This is a genomic window from Flavobacterium chryseum, from assembly GCF_004362015.1.
Lineage (GTDB): Bacteria > Bacteroidota > Bacteroidia > Flavobacteriales > Flavobacteriaceae > Flavobacterium.
The window spans coordinates 260,174-277,987 of record NZ_SNWW01000007.1 but is presented as its reverse complement, the minus strand read 5'-3'; the positions used below and the strand labels follow the sequence as shown (position 1 = coordinate 277,987).

The 17,814-nt window shown below is 33.7% G+C and carries 19 protein-coding genes; 2 read left to right on the top strand and 17 right to left on the bottom strand.

Translation table 11 applies throughout. From position 1 onward, the window contains the following. Positions 1–5: 5 nt before the first annotated feature. Positions 6–449 (top strand): hypothetical protein, encoded by a 444-nt coding sequence (locus tag EV143_RS15085; protein ID WP_133508770.1) that lies wholly within the window; start codon positions 6–8, stop codon positions 447–449. Between the two features lie 169 nt (positions 450–618). Here the strand turns inward: EV143_RS15085 and EV143_RS15080 are convergent, their stop codons facing one another. The 15 genes from EV143_RS15080 to EV143_RS15010 form a co-directional block, all read right to left on the bottom strand. Beyond that, entirely contained in the window at positions 619–2,475 is a 1,857-nt protein-coding gene (locus tag EV143_RS15080) for a M61 family metallopeptidase (protein ID WP_133508769.1), read from the bottom strand. Positions 2,476–2,575: 100 nt separating this feature from the next. Continuing rightward, positions 2,576–2,854, bottom strand: a complete 279-nt coding sequence (locus EV143_RS15075) for a DUF2805 domain-containing protein (RefSeq protein WP_133508768.1) — start codon at positions 2,852–2,854, stop codon at positions 2,576–2,578. 122 nt (positions 2,855–2,976) lie between these two features. Next, positions 2,977–3,804 carry a sterol desaturase family protein gene (locus EV143_RS15070; RefSeq protein ID WP_133508767.1) on the bottom strand — a complete coding sequence of 276 codons (828 nt, stop codon included), beginning with the start codon at positions 3,802–3,804 and terminating at the stop codon, positions 2,977–2,979. 113 nt (positions 3,805–3,917) lie between these two features. Further along, positions 3,918–4,157 (bottom strand): GlsB/YeaQ/YmgE family stress response membrane protein, encoded by a 240-nt coding sequence (locus EV143_RS15065; protein WP_133508766.1) that lies wholly within the window; start codon positions 4,155–4,157, stop codon positions 3,918–3,920. 31 nt (positions 4,158–4,188) lie between these two features. Continuing rightward, positions 4,189–4,896: an aquaporin Z gene (aqpZ, locus tag EV143_RS15060; protein ID WP_133508765.1), complete on the bottom strand. Its 708-nt coding sequence runs from the start codon at positions 4,894–4,896 to the stop codon at positions 4,189–4,191. Between the two features lie 30 nt (positions 4,897–4,926). Next, entirely contained in the window at positions 4,927–5,283 is a 357-nt protein-coding gene (locus EV143_RS15055) for a DoxX family protein (protein WP_133508764.1), read from the bottom strand. Positions 5,284–5,370: 87 nt separating this feature from the next. Then, positions 5,371–6,267 (bottom strand): EamA family transporter, encoded by an 897-nt coding sequence (locus EV143_RS15050; RefSeq protein WP_133508763.1) that lies wholly within the window; start codon positions 6,265–6,267, stop codon positions 5,371–5,373. Positions 6,268–6,471: 204 nt separating this feature from the next. After that, positions 6,472–7,611 (bottom strand): peptidylprolyl isomerase, encoded by a 1,140-nt coding sequence (locus tag EV143_RS15045; protein WP_133508762.1) that lies wholly within the window; start codon positions 7,609–7,611, stop codon positions 6,472–6,474. A gap of 27 nt (positions 7,612–7,638) precedes the next feature. Next, entirely contained in the window at positions 7,639–8,715 is a 1,077-nt protein-coding gene (locus tag EV143_RS15040) for a peptidylprolyl isomerase (RefSeq protein WP_133508761.1), read from the bottom strand. Between the two features lie 16 nt (positions 8,716–8,731). Then, entirely contained in the window at positions 8,732–9,439 is a 708-nt protein-coding gene (gene gldI / locus EV143_RS15035; protein WP_133508760.1) for a gliding motility-associated peptidyl-prolyl isomerase GldI, read from the bottom strand. Between the two features lie 5 nt (positions 9,440–9,444). Then, the gene (locus EV143_RS15030; protein ID WP_133508759.1) at positions 9,445–10,449 is read right to left on the bottom strand and encodes a DHH family phosphoesterase; all 1,005 of its coding nucleotides are present in this window, start codon (positions 10,447–10,449) and stop codon (positions 9,445–9,447) included. Between the two features lie 253 nt (positions 10,450–10,702). After that, entirely contained in the window at positions 10,703–11,947 is a 1,245-nt protein-coding gene (locus EV143_RS15025) for a voltage-gated chloride channel family protein (protein ID WP_133508758.1), read from the bottom strand. Positions 11,948–12,163: 216 nt separating this feature from the next. Next, the gene (locus EV143_RS15020; RefSeq protein ID WP_133508757.1) at positions 12,164–12,550 is read right to left on the bottom strand and encodes a RidA family protein; all 387 of its coding nucleotides are present in this window, start codon (positions 12,548–12,550) and stop codon (positions 12,164–12,166) included. Between the two features lie 162 nt (positions 12,551–12,712). Further along, positions 12,713–13,018, bottom strand: coding sequence for a chaperone modulator CbpM (locus EV143_RS15015; protein ID WP_133508756.1), 306 nt, complete (start codon positions 13,016–13,018; stop codon positions 12,713–12,715). Next, positions 13,011–13,922, bottom strand: coding sequence for a DnaJ C-terminal domain-containing protein (locus tag EV143_RS15010; protein WP_133508755.1), 912 nt, complete (start codon positions 13,920–13,922; stop codon positions 13,011–13,013). The genes EV143_RS15015 and EV143_RS15010 overlap by 8 nt, the downstream gene beginning before the upstream one ends. Positions 13,923–14,215: 293 nt before the next feature. Between EV143_RS15010 and EV143_RS15005 the strand changes: the two genes are divergently transcribed. Continuing rightward, positions 14,216–14,929 carry a hypothetical protein gene (locus tag EV143_RS15005; protein WP_133508754.1) on the top strand — a complete coding sequence of 238 codons (714 nt, stop codon included), beginning with the start codon at positions 14,216–14,218 and terminating at the stop codon, positions 14,927–14,929. A gap of 86 nt (positions 14,930–15,015) precedes the next feature. On the opposite strand, the gene EV143_RS15000 is transcribed toward EV143_RS15005, so the two are convergent. Together EV143_RS15000 and EV143_RS14995 are read right to left on the bottom strand one after the other, a co-directional pair. Beyond that, positions 15,016–16,752, bottom strand: a complete 1,737-nt coding sequence (locus EV143_RS15000) for a thiamine pyrophosphate-dependent enzyme (RefSeq protein WP_133508753.1) — start codon at positions 16,750–16,752, stop codon at positions 15,016–15,018. A 289-nt stretch (positions 16,753–17,041) separates the two neighbouring features. Then, entirely contained in the window at positions 17,042–17,569 is a 528-nt protein-coding gene (locus EV143_RS14995; protein ID WP_133508752.1) for a hypothetical protein, read from the bottom strand. Positions 17,570–17,814 lie beyond the last annotated feature (245 nt).

Genomic DNA, 17,814 nt, shown 5'->3' with positions numbered 1-17,814 from the left:
TAAATATGAAAATAAATCTAAAATCAGGAATCGATAAATTGCTTTTCGGAATGAAGCAGAACGATGTAACGGCTGCTTTAGGAAAACCTGATAAAAATTATAAAGACGAAGATGACAATGTAATTTTTGTATACAATGCACAAAAAATCAGATTGACTTTTTATGAAGAAGAAGAGTTGAAATTAGGTTATTTGGTGGCTTCGAGTAATGATTTAGAAGTTTTGGGATTCAAACTAATCGGAAGAAAAATTGCTGACGTAAAGAAAGATTTGGCGACAAAAGGAATTACAAAATACACTCAGGAAACTTTTGATACTTTCGAGAATTACTTTAATGAAGACAATTGGTTCATTCTTCAAACTGAATTTGATGAGGTTGTGAAGTTTGAAGTAGGAGCGATCATTAACGATAAAGACGAATTTGACTGGAAATTTCCGGTTAAGAAGTAGTAAACTCAATTTGTGTGATTTCGACGAAGGAGAAATCACATCAAGCTGATCACGTTGTGTTATTTCCGTTATGTGATCTCTCCTTCGTCGAGATGACAAAGCAGACACAATAAAAAACAAAAAAACCGACAATCACTTGTCGGTTTTTTTTATGTTTGAAAGAGAAATATTATCCTTTTAACCATGCATTTTTAAGTTTTTCTTTCGAAGCATCTGTAGCTTTAAAAGTTTCTTTTTCTTCGTATGGTAATTTTACAGTCCCTTTTATAGTTTCTTCTTTACCGCCACGTTTTACTTTTAAAGTAATTGGAGTGTTTTCTTTCCAGTTTTCACTTTCTGTAATCAAATCATAAATGTTATCTAACGAATATGCTTTATCATTTACAGCAGTAATTACATCTCCGGCTTTAAGACCTAAAGTAGTAAAAAACACATTTGGCTCAACATCTTGACGAACGCTTATTTCCTTAGTTGCTTTATCAACAGCAATGTAAGGTTTTTGTCCTTTGATGAAAATTGATCCTGCAGTTTTCTCAGAAGCTTTGGTTACACCAACTTTGGCTAAATAAAAATCATAAGGAATTGGAGTTGTTCCTGCTACATATTTGTTTAAAAATTCCCCAACTTCAGGATATGTTAATTCAGTAATTTTAGCAAAAAGTTCATTGTCATTAAATGGTTTTTCAACGCCATATTCGTTTGCTAATTTGTGCATTAAATCAAGAATTCCTCTTTCTCCGTTGCTTTTTTCTCTGATGATGATATCAATACACATTCCGATTAGCGCACCTTTTTGATAAACATTTAAGTATTGATCTTTATATGGCTGCTCTAACACGTTTTTACTCATTGTTGTAAATGACATGGTATCATTTAAACCTTTTGCCTGTTCGATTTTATCAGCAATACGCTTATAAAATTCCGCCTCATCGATCAAACCCTGGTTGATTTGAAAAAGGTTAGCAAAATATTCTGTTACACCTTCGTACATCCATAAATGCTCTGACATTTTTGGTGCATTATAATCAAAATACTGAATTTCTTTTGAGTGAATAGTTAATGGCGTTACAATGTGGAAAAACTCGTGAGAAACAACATCTTTCATTGTTTCTACTAACTTTTCTTTTGGCATAGATTCCGGTAAAACAACTGTAGTTGCTGTAGGGTGCTCTAAAGCTCCAAAACCGTGAGCATCATCTTTTGCCATACTTGACAAGTACACTAAAACAGTATATTTTTTAGTAGCATTTACTTTTCCTAAAAAGTTTTTCTGAGCCGTCATCATTGTTTTCATTTCCGGAGTAATACTTTCAGCAGTAAATTTTCCTGTTGGAGAATAAACAGCAATTAAAATATCCATTCCGTTTACGTTGAAAGTTGTATAATCCGGTTTAGAATACATAATCGGATTTTCAACTAAAATAGCATAACGCGGCGTTGAGAAAACATCACTTGTTTTGCTTGCATCTTCGTCATTCATTGAAGTTGCTCCCCAAAGTGTTTCAGGATGTGTAATCGTAACTTTATACGGAACATTTAACTTATCCTGAAAATAACCTACAAAACCATGTGTATTAACCATAAAGTTGATTCCTGCATTGATGTTAGTTCCCGCTGGCGAAAACACATCATCATTACCAAATCCGGTTCCTTTTTCTGTATCAAAAGTATCACCTACTAAATATGTTACTTTTTGTAATGTTTTTGCGTTAGAGATAGACCATGAATTATCGTCTACTCTTTTTACGGTTAGTTCATTTCCTTTAGCATCAAAAGCTTTAAAATCACCTGAATATTTACCATAGTTATCTGTAGAATAAGTTCCGGGAACGGTTTTAGGAATGCTATATATAACTTCGTCTGTTTTTATCGCCGGAGGCGTAACTGTTACCAAAACCTTATCGTCTTTTACATCGACAAGATTAATGTTTACCGATACGGTATTATTTGCAGCTCCTGAGGTACTACCAGTTTTACAGCTCCAAAACGTGGCTGCAAGTGCTAGTGTGTAAAGTATTTTTTTCATTTGTTTATGTTTAGTTATTTTGTATTTGACATACAAAATGTCAAAAAGTTACATTAAAATAAAAATATATAAAAAAACTCCTGAATCACAGGAGTTTATGTTAGTCAAGTTTGTTCTTAATATAATATTTTCCATCTAAGTCTTCATCAAAATCATCTATTTTAACGGGTTTTGGCTTTGGTTTATTCGCAATCGCCTTCTTTTTCCACATTTCGAATTTTTCAAGTGGCATTTTCTTTTTCATGATTTCCAGAATTTCTTTTTCTGCCAATCCAAATTCTTTTTTTATGATTTCAAATGGATTTCTTTCTTCCAAGGCTAGCGAAACAAGTTTTTCGGTTTGTTCCCAGCTCAACTCTTTGCGGTTACTCTTTTTCATCACGTGAAAATTAATTCAAAATAAGTGGTTAAATGATTAATAGATTGATCTTCAATTTATGTATCAATATTAATAAAAAAAATAATTAGTTGGTTCGATCGGGTGCGTTTTTTTTAATGATTTTAGTTGTTTTTTATTGATCTTGATTTTTGAAACGGAATTTTCAATAAATTTTTCAATTTATTGTTTTCCTCTGCTACCATATGAGTGTCTACTCCATAAATTAATTCTTCTTTTGGCAATGTCGTAAAAGTGCCAAAAAGACGATCCCAAACGGAAAATATATTCCCGTAATTACTGTCTGTATAAGGTAATACATAATGATGATGTACTTTATGCATATTGGGAGAAACGATAAAGTAGCTTAGAAAAACATCCAGTTTATTTGGCAGAGAAATATTGGCGTGATTGAATTGTGAAGCTATAACAGATAAGGACTGATATAGAAAAACCATCCACATGGGACTTCCTACAATTAAAACGCCAAGTGTAGTGAATAAAAATCGAATTACACTTTCGCCCGGATGATGTCTGTTGGCAGTTGTCGTATCGATCCAGGTATCAGTATGATGAACGATGTGAAACCTCCATAAGAATTTTACCTTATGTTGTACAAAATGTACTAAATAGGCTCCAATTAAATCTAATAACAGTAATCCGATAATAGTATAAAGCCAAATTGGTATTTCAGGTAACCATTGTAAAATCCCAAAATGATGTTGCGTTGTCCAATCCGCAGTTCGGATTAAAATAAAAGCCAATACAAAATTGACTATAATTGTAGTAAACGTCAGGAAGAAATTGATTCCCGCATGCTGCCATTTTCGATATTGCATTTGAAACAATGGAAAAGTGTTTTCAATTAGCCAAAACAAAGTAATTCCTCCAACGAGAATCAGACTACGGTGAGAAGAAGGAATAGTACTAAAATAAGTGATAATATCATTCATAGCATTGAAATTAATATATTATCTTTTTTAGTTTATAACGAAAAAAGAGAAAATCAAATATAAATATATCAGATTTTCTCTTTGAAAAAATAACTTGAGCGTTAAAATATTTATTATTTTTTGATCAGGCTAATGATGAATAGTAAAACCCAAGCACCACCAACAGCAATTAGAATTTGCCAAAGAAGACCGCCGCCGCCAATACCAAGTTTACCGGCAATCCAGCCACCAATGATTCCACCGATAATTCCAACGATGATATTACCAATGATACCAAAACCAGCACCTTTCCAGATTTGTCCTGCTAACCATCCTGAAATTGCCCCTATAAGTAAGAAATATAAAAATGCCATAATTTTATTTTGTTATTAATTAGTTTGAATATTACGCTTCAGCGTGATTTTGTAATAATGTTTTATAAATGAATCCAGCTACAATGGCACCTAGAATAGGTGCTACCCAAAACAGCCAAAGTTGTGATAAAGGTTCTCCGCCAGTAAAAAGAGCCTGAGATAAAGATCTGGCAGGATTTACAGAAGTATTTGTAATTGGAATACTGATTAAGTGTATTAAGGTTAATGCCAGACCAATTACAATACCACAAAACGGTGTACTTGCAAATTTATCGGTAGCTCCTAAAATAATCAGTAAGAAAAACAGGGTTAGTACAAATTCAGCAATAAAAGCTGATGGTAGTGAATATCCATCTGGAGAAAAAGCTCCAAAACCATTTGAGGCAAAAGCTCCGGCCTTAGTATTATCTATTACAAAGCCTGCTTTTCCTGAAGCAATCGTATACAAAGTTCCTGCAGCAGCAACCGCTCCAACGCACTGTGCAATAATATAGGGTATAAGATCTTTTGCAGCGAACCTTCCGCCCGCCCATAAACCAATTGAAACAGCAGGATTAAAATGCCCGCCGGAAATGTGTCCAACAGCATATGCCATTGTTAAAACCGTCAAACCGAAAGCCAAAGCTACACCTGCAAACCCAATTCCTAATTCTGGGTATCCGGCAGCAAAAATGGCGCTGCCACAACCTCCAAAAACTAGCCAATAAGTCCCGAAGAACTCAGCAAATAATTTTTTCATAATAAATAATTTTAATTAATAGTTTGATTATTAAAGGGTATATAAGTATGCCCATAAAATCAATACAATTTGTAAGGGCAAACGTATTAATAAAATAAATTTCCACAAAGAAAAACCTGCTTTTTTCTTACAAAACATATAAACATTCGCAGGAAATACAGCAATTAGTAATGCTATAATTCCCCAGGCAGCAATATGGGTTGTAGAAGGAACTATTAAGAGTATACCTAAAATAATTTCGGCAACTCCACTTAAAATATTTAATAATTTGGGGTTTGGAAAGAAAGGAGGAATGATCCTGATGTACATTCCCGGATTTTTAAAATGGTTGATTCCGGCAAGTATATATAAAACAGCCATTACGTACAAATGCCAAGGTAGATTCATGATATTTTAATATTTATCACGAATTTATAAAATAAATTAACAATTATTGTATTACAAGTGCGTTTTTTTGCTGGAAAACAAATTTTGTTAATTCTTACGCTTGAAATTGACATTCATAATAATGATTGCCACAATGATTAAAACAATCCCTAACCATTGTAAAAAGATCACTTTTTCATTTAATAAAATGAAAGCCATCATAACAGAAACCGGAAGTTCAAGTGCAGAAACAATGCTTCCTAAGCCAATTCCGGTTAACGGAAATCCTGCATTCATAAGCATCGGTGGAATAATTGTACCGAATAATGACAGCACAATTCCCCATTTCATGAAAATGGCAAGATTAAAAGTGGTTGTTTGAGTAGCAAATGCAAATGAAAACACGATTATCGCTCCGCCCAAAAGCATGTATAAGCTACGTTGTGCAGACGAAATTTCTGTTGCCACACGATTTGCAGTAAACATGGTTGTAGTGAATGATGCTGCAGCCAAGATGCCCCATGCAATACCACGCCAATCCAGTTTTATATCATTATTGATAAGATTTGTTGCCAAAGCTGTTCCGATTAATACAATTAATACCGCTACTACTTTTTGTTTTGAAGGTAATTTTTTCTCTAAAATCATTTCGAGTAGAACGCCCATCCAAACTGTTTGCATTAATAAAACAATACCAATTGAAACTGGAATATATTTTACAGCCAGATAATAAAACAAACTTGTCATTCCTAAAGAAGTTCCGGCAAGCATTAAATGGAATATGTTTTTAGATGTAGCTTTTACTACATTTTCTTTATGTTTTATTTTTTGAAACGCATTAATCAATAAAATACCAAGAATTCCTAAAACAAATTGAGATGTAGTTACTTCGGCAGTTGTGTATCCTTCGCTGTAAGCCATTTTTACGAAAGTGGCTAACATTCCGTAACTTGTAGCTCCAAGTGCGACTAAAAATACTCCCTTTAATACGTTGTTTTGTGACATCCTAACTTATTTAGATAAAAAATAAAAGCCGGCAAAGGTAAGTTATTTTGTTTAGGATTTAATAGAAAATAACAACAAACGTTATTATTGCTGTTATTTGCTATTGCTTTTTTATTGTAAAACTATGAATTTGATATAATTGTATAAAATGAAAAAACCACCAAAATATACTTTTGATGGTTTTTATTATTATTGAGGAATTAATTATTTCACAGGTTGGTTTTGATACGTTTCAATTTCGAAAACCAAAGTTGAATTTGGCGGAATTACACCTCCGGCACCTCTTTCTCCGTATGCAAGGTTTGCAGGAAGAAAAAATATTGCTTTTTCTCCATCCGTCATCATCCCTAAAGCTTCAAGAAAACCAGGAATCATTCCGTCTTTTTTACCCGCTACAAAAGGAAATGCCTGATATCCTTTTTGAGCATCTCTGCTGGCATCATATTTTCCGTAAGTTCTTGCAACTTCGGCCATGCTGCTGTCAAAAAGATCTCCATTTTCAAAATATCCAGCATAATGAAAGTAGAAAGTAGTGCCGTCTGCCGGTTTTACGCCAGTTCCTTTTTTAGTAATAACATATTTTAAGCCAGATTCTGTTGTTGTCGCAGTTGCTTTAGTACTTGCAAAATAAGCTGCTTTTGCACTAGCTATTTTTTGGCTTTCGCCTTTTTTTGCTTCTTCTTTTTTAGCATCCTCAGTAATCACTTTTACAGCATCAAACTTTTTAGCTGCAGCACCTTTACGGGTAATTGTGATTTTTTTAATAACGTCATCCTGAACGATTTTATTCACAACGTCCATCCCTGAAACTACATGTCCAAAAATAGTATGTTTTCCGTTTAACCAAGGTGTATCTTTATGTGTAATAAAAAATTGACTTCCGTTTGTAGCAGGACCAGAATTCGCCATTGCTAAAATTCCGCCTTTATCAAATTTAAGATTATCAACAAATTCATCTTTAAATGAAAATCCCGGACCTCCGGAACCATTTCCGTCTGGATCTCCACCCTGAATCATAAAATCATTGATAACTCTGTGAAATTTCAGTCCATCATAAAATGGTTTTCCTTTTAACTTTTCCACTTTTACATTAGGGTTTTTACCTTCTGCCAAAGAAATAAAGTTAGCCACAGTTACAGGAGCTTTTACATATTCTAAAGTCAATACAATATCGCCTTTCGTAGTAGAGATAGTTGCAAAAATTCCTTCAGCAGGATTTGTAGCAGCAACCGATTTTACAGCAGTTTTTGTTCCGGCTGGTTTTTTTGCAGCTGCTTTTTTTGTCGTTTGCCCCTGCATATTAAGCATTGCAAAGCAAACTAAAACTAAAAATTTAAACTTCATTGTAATTCGAATTTAAGTCTATGATAATTATTGTGGTTTTTCTAATAATTGAATTTCAAAAATGATATTAGAGTTAGGCGGAATAACCCCACCAGCTCCAGCTTCTCCATAAGCCAAATGTGATGGAATAAAAATAACAGCTTTGTCTCCAAAAGAAAGTTTTTCAATTCCTTCAATAAATCCGGGAATCATACCGTCTTTACGACCTGCCTGAAAAGGAATTGGCTGATAAGCTTTTGCCTCAGCTCTTGCCGGATCAAATTTTCCAAAAGTTTTTGCTACATCTTCTATACTTGTATCAAACAATGTTCCGTCTTCTAAAAATCCTGCGTAATGAATATACAACTGCGTTCCCGGAGCAGGTTTTTTACCAGTTCCTTTTTCAGTAATTACATATTCTAAACCTGTTGTAGTTTTAGTAGCCTTACCTTTTAAAGCAGCGTAATAATCTACTTTTTCTTTTTGAACTCCTGCGAATTTGCTTTTTTCTTTTGCTATTTCAGAAAAGTAATCGTGAAATACTTTTACAGCGTCGAATTTTTTAGCAGCTTCACCATTTCTGATAATGGTAACAGAAACCATGTTATCACCTTGTTTTACCTGGTTTACAACTTCTTGTCCTTTTTCAACAACATGACCAAAAATCGTATGTTTTCCGTTTAACCAGGGAGTTTCAACATGTGTAATAAAAAATTGACTGCTGTTGGTTCCGGGACCGTTATTTGCCATTGCCAAAACACCTGCTTTATCAAATTTTAAATCGGTAAACTCATCTTTAAATTTGTATCCTGTATCTCCGGAACCTGTTCCTAATGGATCTCCGGTTTGAATCATGAAATCTTCAATAACTCTGTGGAATTTTAATCCGTCAAAAAAGGGTTTGCCTTTAAGATCTTCATTCGTTATGAATTCGTTTTTTCCTTCGGCTAAGGTTACAAAATTGGCAACCGTAATTGGTGCTTTTTTATAATCTAATTCAACAATAATATGTCCTTTGTTAGTTTCAATATCGGCATATAAACCATCAGGTAAATTGCTGTGCTCGTCTTTACAAGAATATAATGAAGAAACGGCTAATAATAAGAATAGAATACTTTTTTTCATTTTTAAAATAGTGTTTTTATGGGTTTAAAGTGTCTTTTTTTGTTTGGGTTGCAGCTTTTGGAGCTGCTGGTTTAGGACTTTGTTCTGTTGTAGTTTTTACTGCGGTTGTTGTTGCGCTCGTTGTTGTAGTTCCCGCTGTAGTTGCAGGATTCGCTACTCCGGTTTTTACAGCTGCAGGATCCGGAACAAAATTTCGAAGTGTAACCGTGCACATCAACGATTCATTGGTTCCTATTTTTTTGTTGTCTCCATGATATCCGTATGCAATGTGGGATGGAAACAAGAAAGTAACGGTTTCGTTTTTATGCATCAACTTAATACCGTCACGCAATCCCATCATAATGTCTTGTTTGTCTACATAATAGGTTTGTGGTCCAAGTTCAGATTCTGAATAAATAACCTGACCTTTGATATTTTTTATTTCTAAATTAAAATAAGCAATATCTCCTTTTTTAGGTGTTAAAGTTTCTGTTGTATTTCGCTCATCATAAGATAACCAGTAGCCTTTTCTTGTGGCAAAATATTTTATTTTCGGATTACTTTTGATGATTTTTTTAATAACATCTTCTTCACTTGCCACTAATTTTTTATTTCGATCGGCAGATTTTTTCATGAAACTTCCTGAAGATCTGGAAATAGGTCTTCGAACATCTTCATGTTGTTTGCATCCAACCAATAAAACAGCAAAAAGTAGGGTGTAAATGCTTAGTTTTAAGTAGTTCATTTGGGTTATATTTTTAGTTTTGTTACTAAATCTTCAAATTTTTTCAAAGTTTCTTCCATTGAAACTTCAGATCTTCCTCCTGCGGCGTTACTATGTCCTCCACCATTAAAATGATCTCTTGCAAATTGGTTTACATCAAATCCTCCTTGTGAGCGGAACGATATTTTAATGATTTTCTCGTCTTTATTTTCTATAAAAATAGCAGTAAAATCGATTCCTTTTATACTTAATCCGTAATTAACAATTCCTTCGGTATCACCTTTTACATAATGAAACGCATCCAATTCATCTTGTGTAAGCGAAGTATAAGAGGTTTTATAGGCTTCAAAAACTTTCATGTTTTGCAAAGCACGACCTAATAATTGTAGACGGCTGTAAGAACTATTATCAAATAACAGAACAGGAATTTGAGTATTTTCAACACCCAAATCAATCAATTCTGCAATGATGCGGTGTGTATTTCCTGTTGTTCCAGGAAAACGAAATGAACCTGAATCAGTCAAAATTCCGGTATAAATACAAGTTGCGATAGTTTTGTCTAAATCTGCTTTTTTATCTAAAAATGAAATGAAATTGTAAATCATTTCACAAGTCGATCCAAACGTAGTATCAGAATACATAAAAGCCGCATAATCATCAGGTTTCTGGTGATGATCGATCATGATAAACGGAGCAGTTAGTTTTGCTAAAGTATGTTCCATTTCGCCTGTACGATGAAAGGCATTAAAGTCGAGTGTAAAAATTAATTCGGCCTCTTCTAATATTTTAGTACAATTTTCAGTGTCTTTTTCGAATATTCTTACTGTTTCAGAGCCCGGTAACCAAGCTAAAAAATCAGGAAAGTCATTAGGGGCAATCACCGTTGGATGATGATTGTTTTTTAATAAAAAGTGATATAAACCTAGCGTAGATCCCATGGCGTCGCCATCTGGACCTCTATGCGGAATTATTGCAATTTTCTTTGGGGTTGCAAGCAACAATTGTATTGCCTGAATATCTTGTATTTTCATAGTGTGCGAATTTACATTTTTTTAATGTAATGTTGAAATCATTTTGCAGATTAACACACTTTTATGCTGGTTGTGAATTGTAAAATGTCAAAGATAGGTTTGGAATTTGGAATTTTACTTTTAGGATTTAGATTTATACGCTGATGAAACTGATTCGCTAAAGCGAAAACGCGGATTTAAGCAGATTTTTGTAATTTGAAATTTGTTATTTGCAATTGACATTGATATTAATATTGCAATTGATATTTGGAATTTAAAAATTGGAATTTAATTTCTGATATAATTTATATTTTGCTCCTTTTACGATTTGCGATTTATAAATGCCTACGGAACCTGAAGAAAAGTAAGCGATTGTACAGGCAATAGCAATGAAAATTCCGGGTTGAATTCCGAATAATTCTAAACCCATTACCGTGCAGGCGATAGGAGTATGGGTTGCGCCCGAGAATACTGCAACAAATCCCAAGCCGGCTAAAAGTGCAATTGGCATCGGAATTATTACTGATAATGCACTGCCTAAAGTGGCGCCAACAAAAAACAACGGAGTTACTTCGCCACCTTTAAAACCGGCGCCTAGAGTAAAACCTGTAAATAAAATTTTAAGTAAAAAATCATACCACGGATTGGCATTCGAAAATGAATCGACAATAACCGGAACGCCTAATCCAGAAAATTTAGTAAATCCAAAACCTGCAAATGCAATAGCTAATAAGATTCCGCCAATAAATGGACGCAAAGGCGGGTATTTAATGTTTTTAGAGAAAAGTGATCCCCAAAAATGAGTGCTTCTGGAAAATAATAAAGCGGCAAAACCGGATAAAATTCCAAGTATTATAGTGTAAAATAAGGTTGCAAAATTGATTTCAGGAATATTCGGAATGTTGTAATGCGTATGTTTTACCTGCCAAAATTCAACCGTAAAATAGGCTGTGTAAGCTACTAAAAATGATAAAACAATGCTTTTAAAGTTAATTTTACTGAAATATAAAACTTCTAAAGCAAAAATAGCACCTGCAAAAGGAGTTCCAAAAACTGAAGCAAAACCCGCACTGATTCCGAGTATAATGAGAATTTTTCTTTCTGAATTATCTAAGTTGAAAAATGTAGTGAACTGATCTGCAATTGAGCCGCCCATTTGTACTGCCGTTCCTTCACGACCTGCTGAACCTCCAAATAAATGCGTAATTAAAGTTCCTAAAAGTACTAAAGGAGCCATTTTAAAAGGAATGACTTTCTTGGGATTTTCGTATTCTTCGAGGAGCAAATTGTTTCCTTTTACAACAGATTCTCCCCAATAATAATAGCTGAATCCAACCAGTAATCCGCCGAAAGGCAGAAGCCAAATAATCCAGTCGTGCTGAATTCTAAATTGCGTCACAAATTCAAGAGACACTAAAAAAAACGCGGATGCAGATCCTGAAAATATGCCTATTAAAACACAAATGGAAATCCATTTAAAGATTGAGAGAAGTGTTTTTTTTAGGTTTTGCGAGGCCATTAATTATGAAAAGTTTTTTTAGCCACGAATTTCACTAATTTTCACGAATTAATAAGCTTTTTAACTGAGAAACTTAAAAAGAAATCCTTTTAAATCTTTTAATATATGGTAAATAATAATGAAGGTTTTTAACCACAAATTGCACAAATTTTCACAAACTAATAGTTTGCAGCAAAAAATAATTAGTGAAAATTAGTGTAATTCGTGGCAAACCCTTTATCCTTGAATAACTGCTGTAAATTCAATTTCAACTAAATATTCCGGAGCAACAAGTTTGCTGATTTCATAAAAACCCGTTGTAGGTTTTACATCTTTAAAAAAGGCTGAATGCGCTCTTGCTACATCTTCAAAAGTTGAAATATCGGTAGTAAAAATTCGTGTTCTGATCACGTCTTTCATTCCAACATTCAAATCCTGAAGGACTTTTTCAACACGTTCCAGAATATTATATGTTTGAGCATAAGCATCATCGGCTTTTACTTTTTCGCCATCAACAATAGCCACAGTTCCCGAAACTTCAATAATATTGCCAATTCTTACGGCACGACAATATCCCATTTTGTCCTCCCAAGGCGATCCTGTTAAGATGTTTTCTCTTTTCATTTTTATATTTTTTTAAATTTGTTTATTGATTTTAAAACAAATCCGGCTAGTTAATTCTGTTGCAATTTATAAAATCGGAAACTGAAAGAAGCTAAATTTCTTTGAAATCATGTTGTAAATATTTCTTTTTTTGTGATATTTTGAAAAGATCTCATCGCGCCGCTATTCAATTTGATGTTGTTCAAAAAGGCGAAGTTTGTTTTGAGTTGCCGTCAGATTTTGTTGCAATAACTCAATTTTATTCAATAAATGGGCTATAGCATCAATTCCTTCGAGATTTATTTTGAGATCATAATGCAGCCGAATCATTTTTTCGATTGTTGGTAATTGTTTTGTGTGCAAAAATTCATCTTCTTCCTGAACAATAATTTCGACTAAACCGTAATTATTCAGCTCTGTTATAAAGGTATTTTCAATTTCGTGATACAGGCAAAATTGTTTTATCTGAATTAAATTTTTACTATTCATGATTTCTTATTTTAGATAATTCCTGAAATAATTCCTTTTCTTTTTGAGACAGTTTTGTTGGCGTTTTTATATTGTACGTAATGTATAAATCTCCAAATTGATTGTCTTTTTTGTAAATTGGAAATCCTTTTCCTTTCAATTTAACTTTGGTTCCGGTTTGGGTTTCTTCAGCAACTTTTATTTTTACTTTTCCATCAAAAGTATTCACATAAATTTCGCCTCCTAAAATTGCGGTATATAAGTCAATATCAACATCAGCGTACAGATTATTTCCTTCTCGTTTAAAATCAGGATTATTAGAGATTATAAATGTTAGATATAAATCGCCATTCGGACCGCCGTTTGCACCAGCTCCGCCATGTCCGGAAATTTTTATAATCTGCCCGTTTTCTACACCAGCCGGAATTGTAATTCGGATATTTTTTCCATTTACAGATAAATTTCGTTTGTGAGTTGTATATGCCGATGCTAAATCTAATTCCAATTCGGCATTAAAATCCTGACCTCTGTATTTCGATTGTGTTCTACCGCCACCTCTTGAACCATACATAGAATTAAAGAAATCAGAGAAATCTCCACCCGGGAAACCGGAAAAATCTCCACCGGAAAAGTCAGAACTACTTTGCTGTCTTGAACGTTGTTGATTCGGATCGTAACCGGCTTTTTCAAATTCATCGGCATGTTTCCAGTCTTTTCCGTATTTATCGTATTTTTTTCGATTTTCAGGATTACTTAAAACCTCATTTGCTTCGTTTATTTCCTTGAACTTTTTTTCAGCTTCCTTATCATTCGGATTTAGGTCGGGATGATATTTTCGAGCTGCTTTTCGGTATGCCTTTTTGATCTCAGCTTCGGTTGCTGATTTATTGATATCCAATGTTTTATAATAGTCTATATAATCCATTTTACAAGTTTTTTAATAATATAAATTAAAATATTGAAGTTATGAATAAGCTGTTAATTATCAAAGTGAAGTGGTTTTCTTTTTAGGCACTATTCATAAAATGACTTTCAAAAAGTGATAAGTTAAATTTACAATTTTTATTTTTTGGCAGGTTTTTTGTTTTCCAAAAATTAGCCTAATATATTGTTATAATACTCTTAAAGTTGTAGAGCCTATTTAAATTATATTATTTTTGCTATGCTACTGTTGATTTTATAAAAATTTTAAAAGCCGATTCGATAACACTATTTTTAATGAAGCACCTTTTATTTTTCATATTGTTTTTTACTGCTGTAACCGTATCAGCCCAAACTGAATTTAGTACTAAATACAAGAGTATTCCGGCACCTAAATTTAGCTCAAAACCTAAAAAAATCCCGGCAAAGGATGTCAAAGATCCTCAAGCTGACAATTTAGATATGCCGGCTATAAAAACACCCAATGTTTTTGATAATACCAGCATAACTCCAAAATCTAAATTTCAGATAGGAGAAGAAAAAAGCAAATTCACCATGTCTACAGAAACTGATTTTGCCAATCCGGGCGATCGTTATGTAGCAAAAATGGAAAAAGATTTGAATAAAGCTTTAAAAGCAGAAGGATTAAAAGAGGGAAGAGGCCCATTAATGAAGAAAAATATTTCTCTTGGAGATTTCAAAACAAAATCAGATTATTTTATTGTAAAGCTCCGTGATTTTGGTGTAGTTGACGGTGATTTAGTTGCAATTTATTCGAATGATAAAATTATTTCAACTCAAATTCTATTGGATGGTAATTTTAAGCAGATAAAAGTTAATCTTGTAAGTGGTTTTAATAAATTAGATTTTGTAGCTTTAAATTTAGGTGATTTAGGCGGAAATACTGCCGAAATTCAGGTTTATGATGCTCAGGGTAATTTGATTGCGAGTGATTATTGGTATGATCTTGCCGCTGGTTTTAAAGCGTCGATTGTGGCTACGAAAGAGTAGATTTAGGTAAAAGCGACAAAGGTTCAGAAGTACAAAGTTGTGCTTTGAAACCTCTGAACCTTTGTCCCTCTGTAACTTTTAATCTTTTATAACCCCTCTTTCAAATGCTTATAATTTGATTTAATCGTATCTAAAACTTCTTCCATTTTTCCGCCAAGCATTAGTCGTGTCATCGATTTTGCCATTCCATCAACTTGTTCCCATTCTACTTTTGGCGGCATTGCGAGTGCATTTGGGTTGGTAAAGACATTCAATAAAACGGGACCATTGTGGCGAAAAGCATTTTCAATTGCTCCTTCAACTTCTTCAGGTTTGTGAACGTTTACACCCTGAAATCCCATTGCCTGTGCAATCAAACCAAAGTCAGGATTCACCATATCAGTTTCATTATCTGGTAGGCCATTCACTTCCATTTCGAGTTTTACCATGCCTAAAGCGCGATTATTGAAAACTATAATTTTAATCGGAATATTGTATTGTTTAATGGTGGCCAAATCTCCCAATAACATCGATAAACCGCCGTCGCCGCACATGGCAATAACTTGTTTTTCAGGATGGGCGAGAGCTGCTCCAATAGCCATTGGCATTGCATTTGCCATCGATCCGTGGTTAAAAGAACCCAGCATTTTTCGTTCTCCTGTTCCTTTTATAAAACGGGCGCCCCAAACGCAGGTCATTCCTGTGTCTACCGTAAAAATGGCATTTTTGTCAGCTAATTTATCGATTATATGAGCAAGATATTCTGGCTGAATCGTGTCTTCTCCGCCGTTATCGTCAATGTAAGTGTTCATGTTTTCTTTTACAGCACTGTAGAGTTTAAGTTGCGCTTGTAAAAAACTATCATCTGTTTTGGTTTCTAATAATGGAAGCAAAGCATCGATAGTATCGGCTACATCACCGCATAAACCCATATAAAGATTGGCTCTTCGTCCTAAACGTTCAGAGCTTGTATCTATTTGAATAATTTTGTTATCTGTAGGCATGAATTTATCATAAGGAAAGTCAGTTCCTAACAAAAGAACCAGATGTGATTCGTGCATGCTGTGATAAGCAGAAGGTTGACCAAGTAATCCCGTCATTCCTATTTCATTAGGATTGTTGGGTTGAATGCTCATTTTTCCTCTAAATGAATATCCTACAGGAGCTTTAATGTGCTGCGATAATTGTACGACCTGATCGTGTGCTTTTTCAGCTCCAATTCCGCAGAACAACGTTATTTTTGTGCTTTCATTTATAGCTTTTGCTAATTGCTGTAATTCATTATCAGAAGGCCGAATAACAGGATTACAATGAAAATACTGAGTCGAGATATTACTTTCAACCGCTTTTAATTCAGAAACGTCACCCGGTAAACCAATAACTGCAACGCCTTTTTTGCCTAAAGCATGTTGAATAGCCGTTTGTATAATTCGGGGTGCTTGCTCGGCTGTCATAATCATCTGATTATAGTAGCTGCAATCGTCGAAAAGTTTAATGGTATTGGTTTCCTGAAAATAGTCCATTCCCATTTCACTTGTATTAATGGTAGATGCAATCGCTAATAAAGGCACATGTGATTTATGTGCATCATACAAACCATTAATTAAATGAACATGTCCGGGACCACAACTTCCGGCACAAACAGCAAAACCGTCTAACTCGGCTTCGGCCGCCGCCGCGTACGCACCAACTTCTTCATGACGTACATGAATCCATTTTATTTTTCCATTTCTGCGTATTGCATCATTAAAATGATTTAAACTATCGCCGGTAACAGCATATACGCGTTTTACTCCAGCCTCTACCAACATGTCAACTAATTGTTCTGCAACTATTTTACTCATCGAATTTTATTTTTAGCATTACTAATTTTTAATGGTATAATATTGGTTTTGGTTGTGGCAGTTTTATTTCTAAATGAAATTAGAATTTCACTCAGTTCTATAAATTTAGTAAAAAAGGTTCATATAAAAAAAGGTACAAAGCAACAAAGGTCCAAAGGAACAAAGTTTTTGCACTTTGTTTACCTCTGGACCTTTTTTAAAAGGAACTAAGTGAATAAGATTCTGAGTTGCTTAGTTTTTCTTTAATTCTAATAAAGAACTTAGAACCTTAGTAACTCACTAACTTTAACTAGAACGGATCCGCAGTCACCCTAAAATTCATATCTGCTTTTACAGTTACATCTTGTGTAAGCGTTTCTTTCAATGTAACTTTTGTTCTAAGTTTATATTTATCTGCTTTGATGTATTGATCTAATCTGGCATCGGTACTAATTAAATCGAGCGTGTTGCTTGTTGAATTGATATTATCCTGATAAGCCAATTCTATTTCATCAGAATCAGTTGTGGAAATGTATAAGTGAATTGATTTTAAAAATGCAAATGTCTTTCCGTCAGGATTTGTAATCGAAAGTTTAAGCGATTTTAATTTCACATCTTTCACCAAACCAGCTTCAGTCTTATTGTTTTTAAACTCAGATGATGAATTTGTAGTCACATCCGGAGTAACAATTTCCGTTGGTAGATTAATAGGTGAAGTACTTTGTATTGTGATCGATGCCTGATTTGAAATTGTAAAAGACAACAAATCATCGACAGCATCACAAGAAGTTAAAAATAATGATAAAAAAAGGGTAAGGGCAATTAATTTTGATTTCATATAAATGGTTTTTTCTTAAATACGTTTTTTTGCCACATTTGGATTTTTGTTTTGAGTTTCAAAGTGGCACAGGTTCAGAGGCTCAAAGTAACGAAGAAATGAATAAAAGGAACAATAAAAACTTAATTTTTTAAAACCTTTGAACCTTTGCAACTCAGAACCTTTGTACCTAAAAAATCGGAACGATGAAAAAAAAATATTTTTTCATCGTTCCGATTTTTCATTTTGGAATATAAAAAGTATTT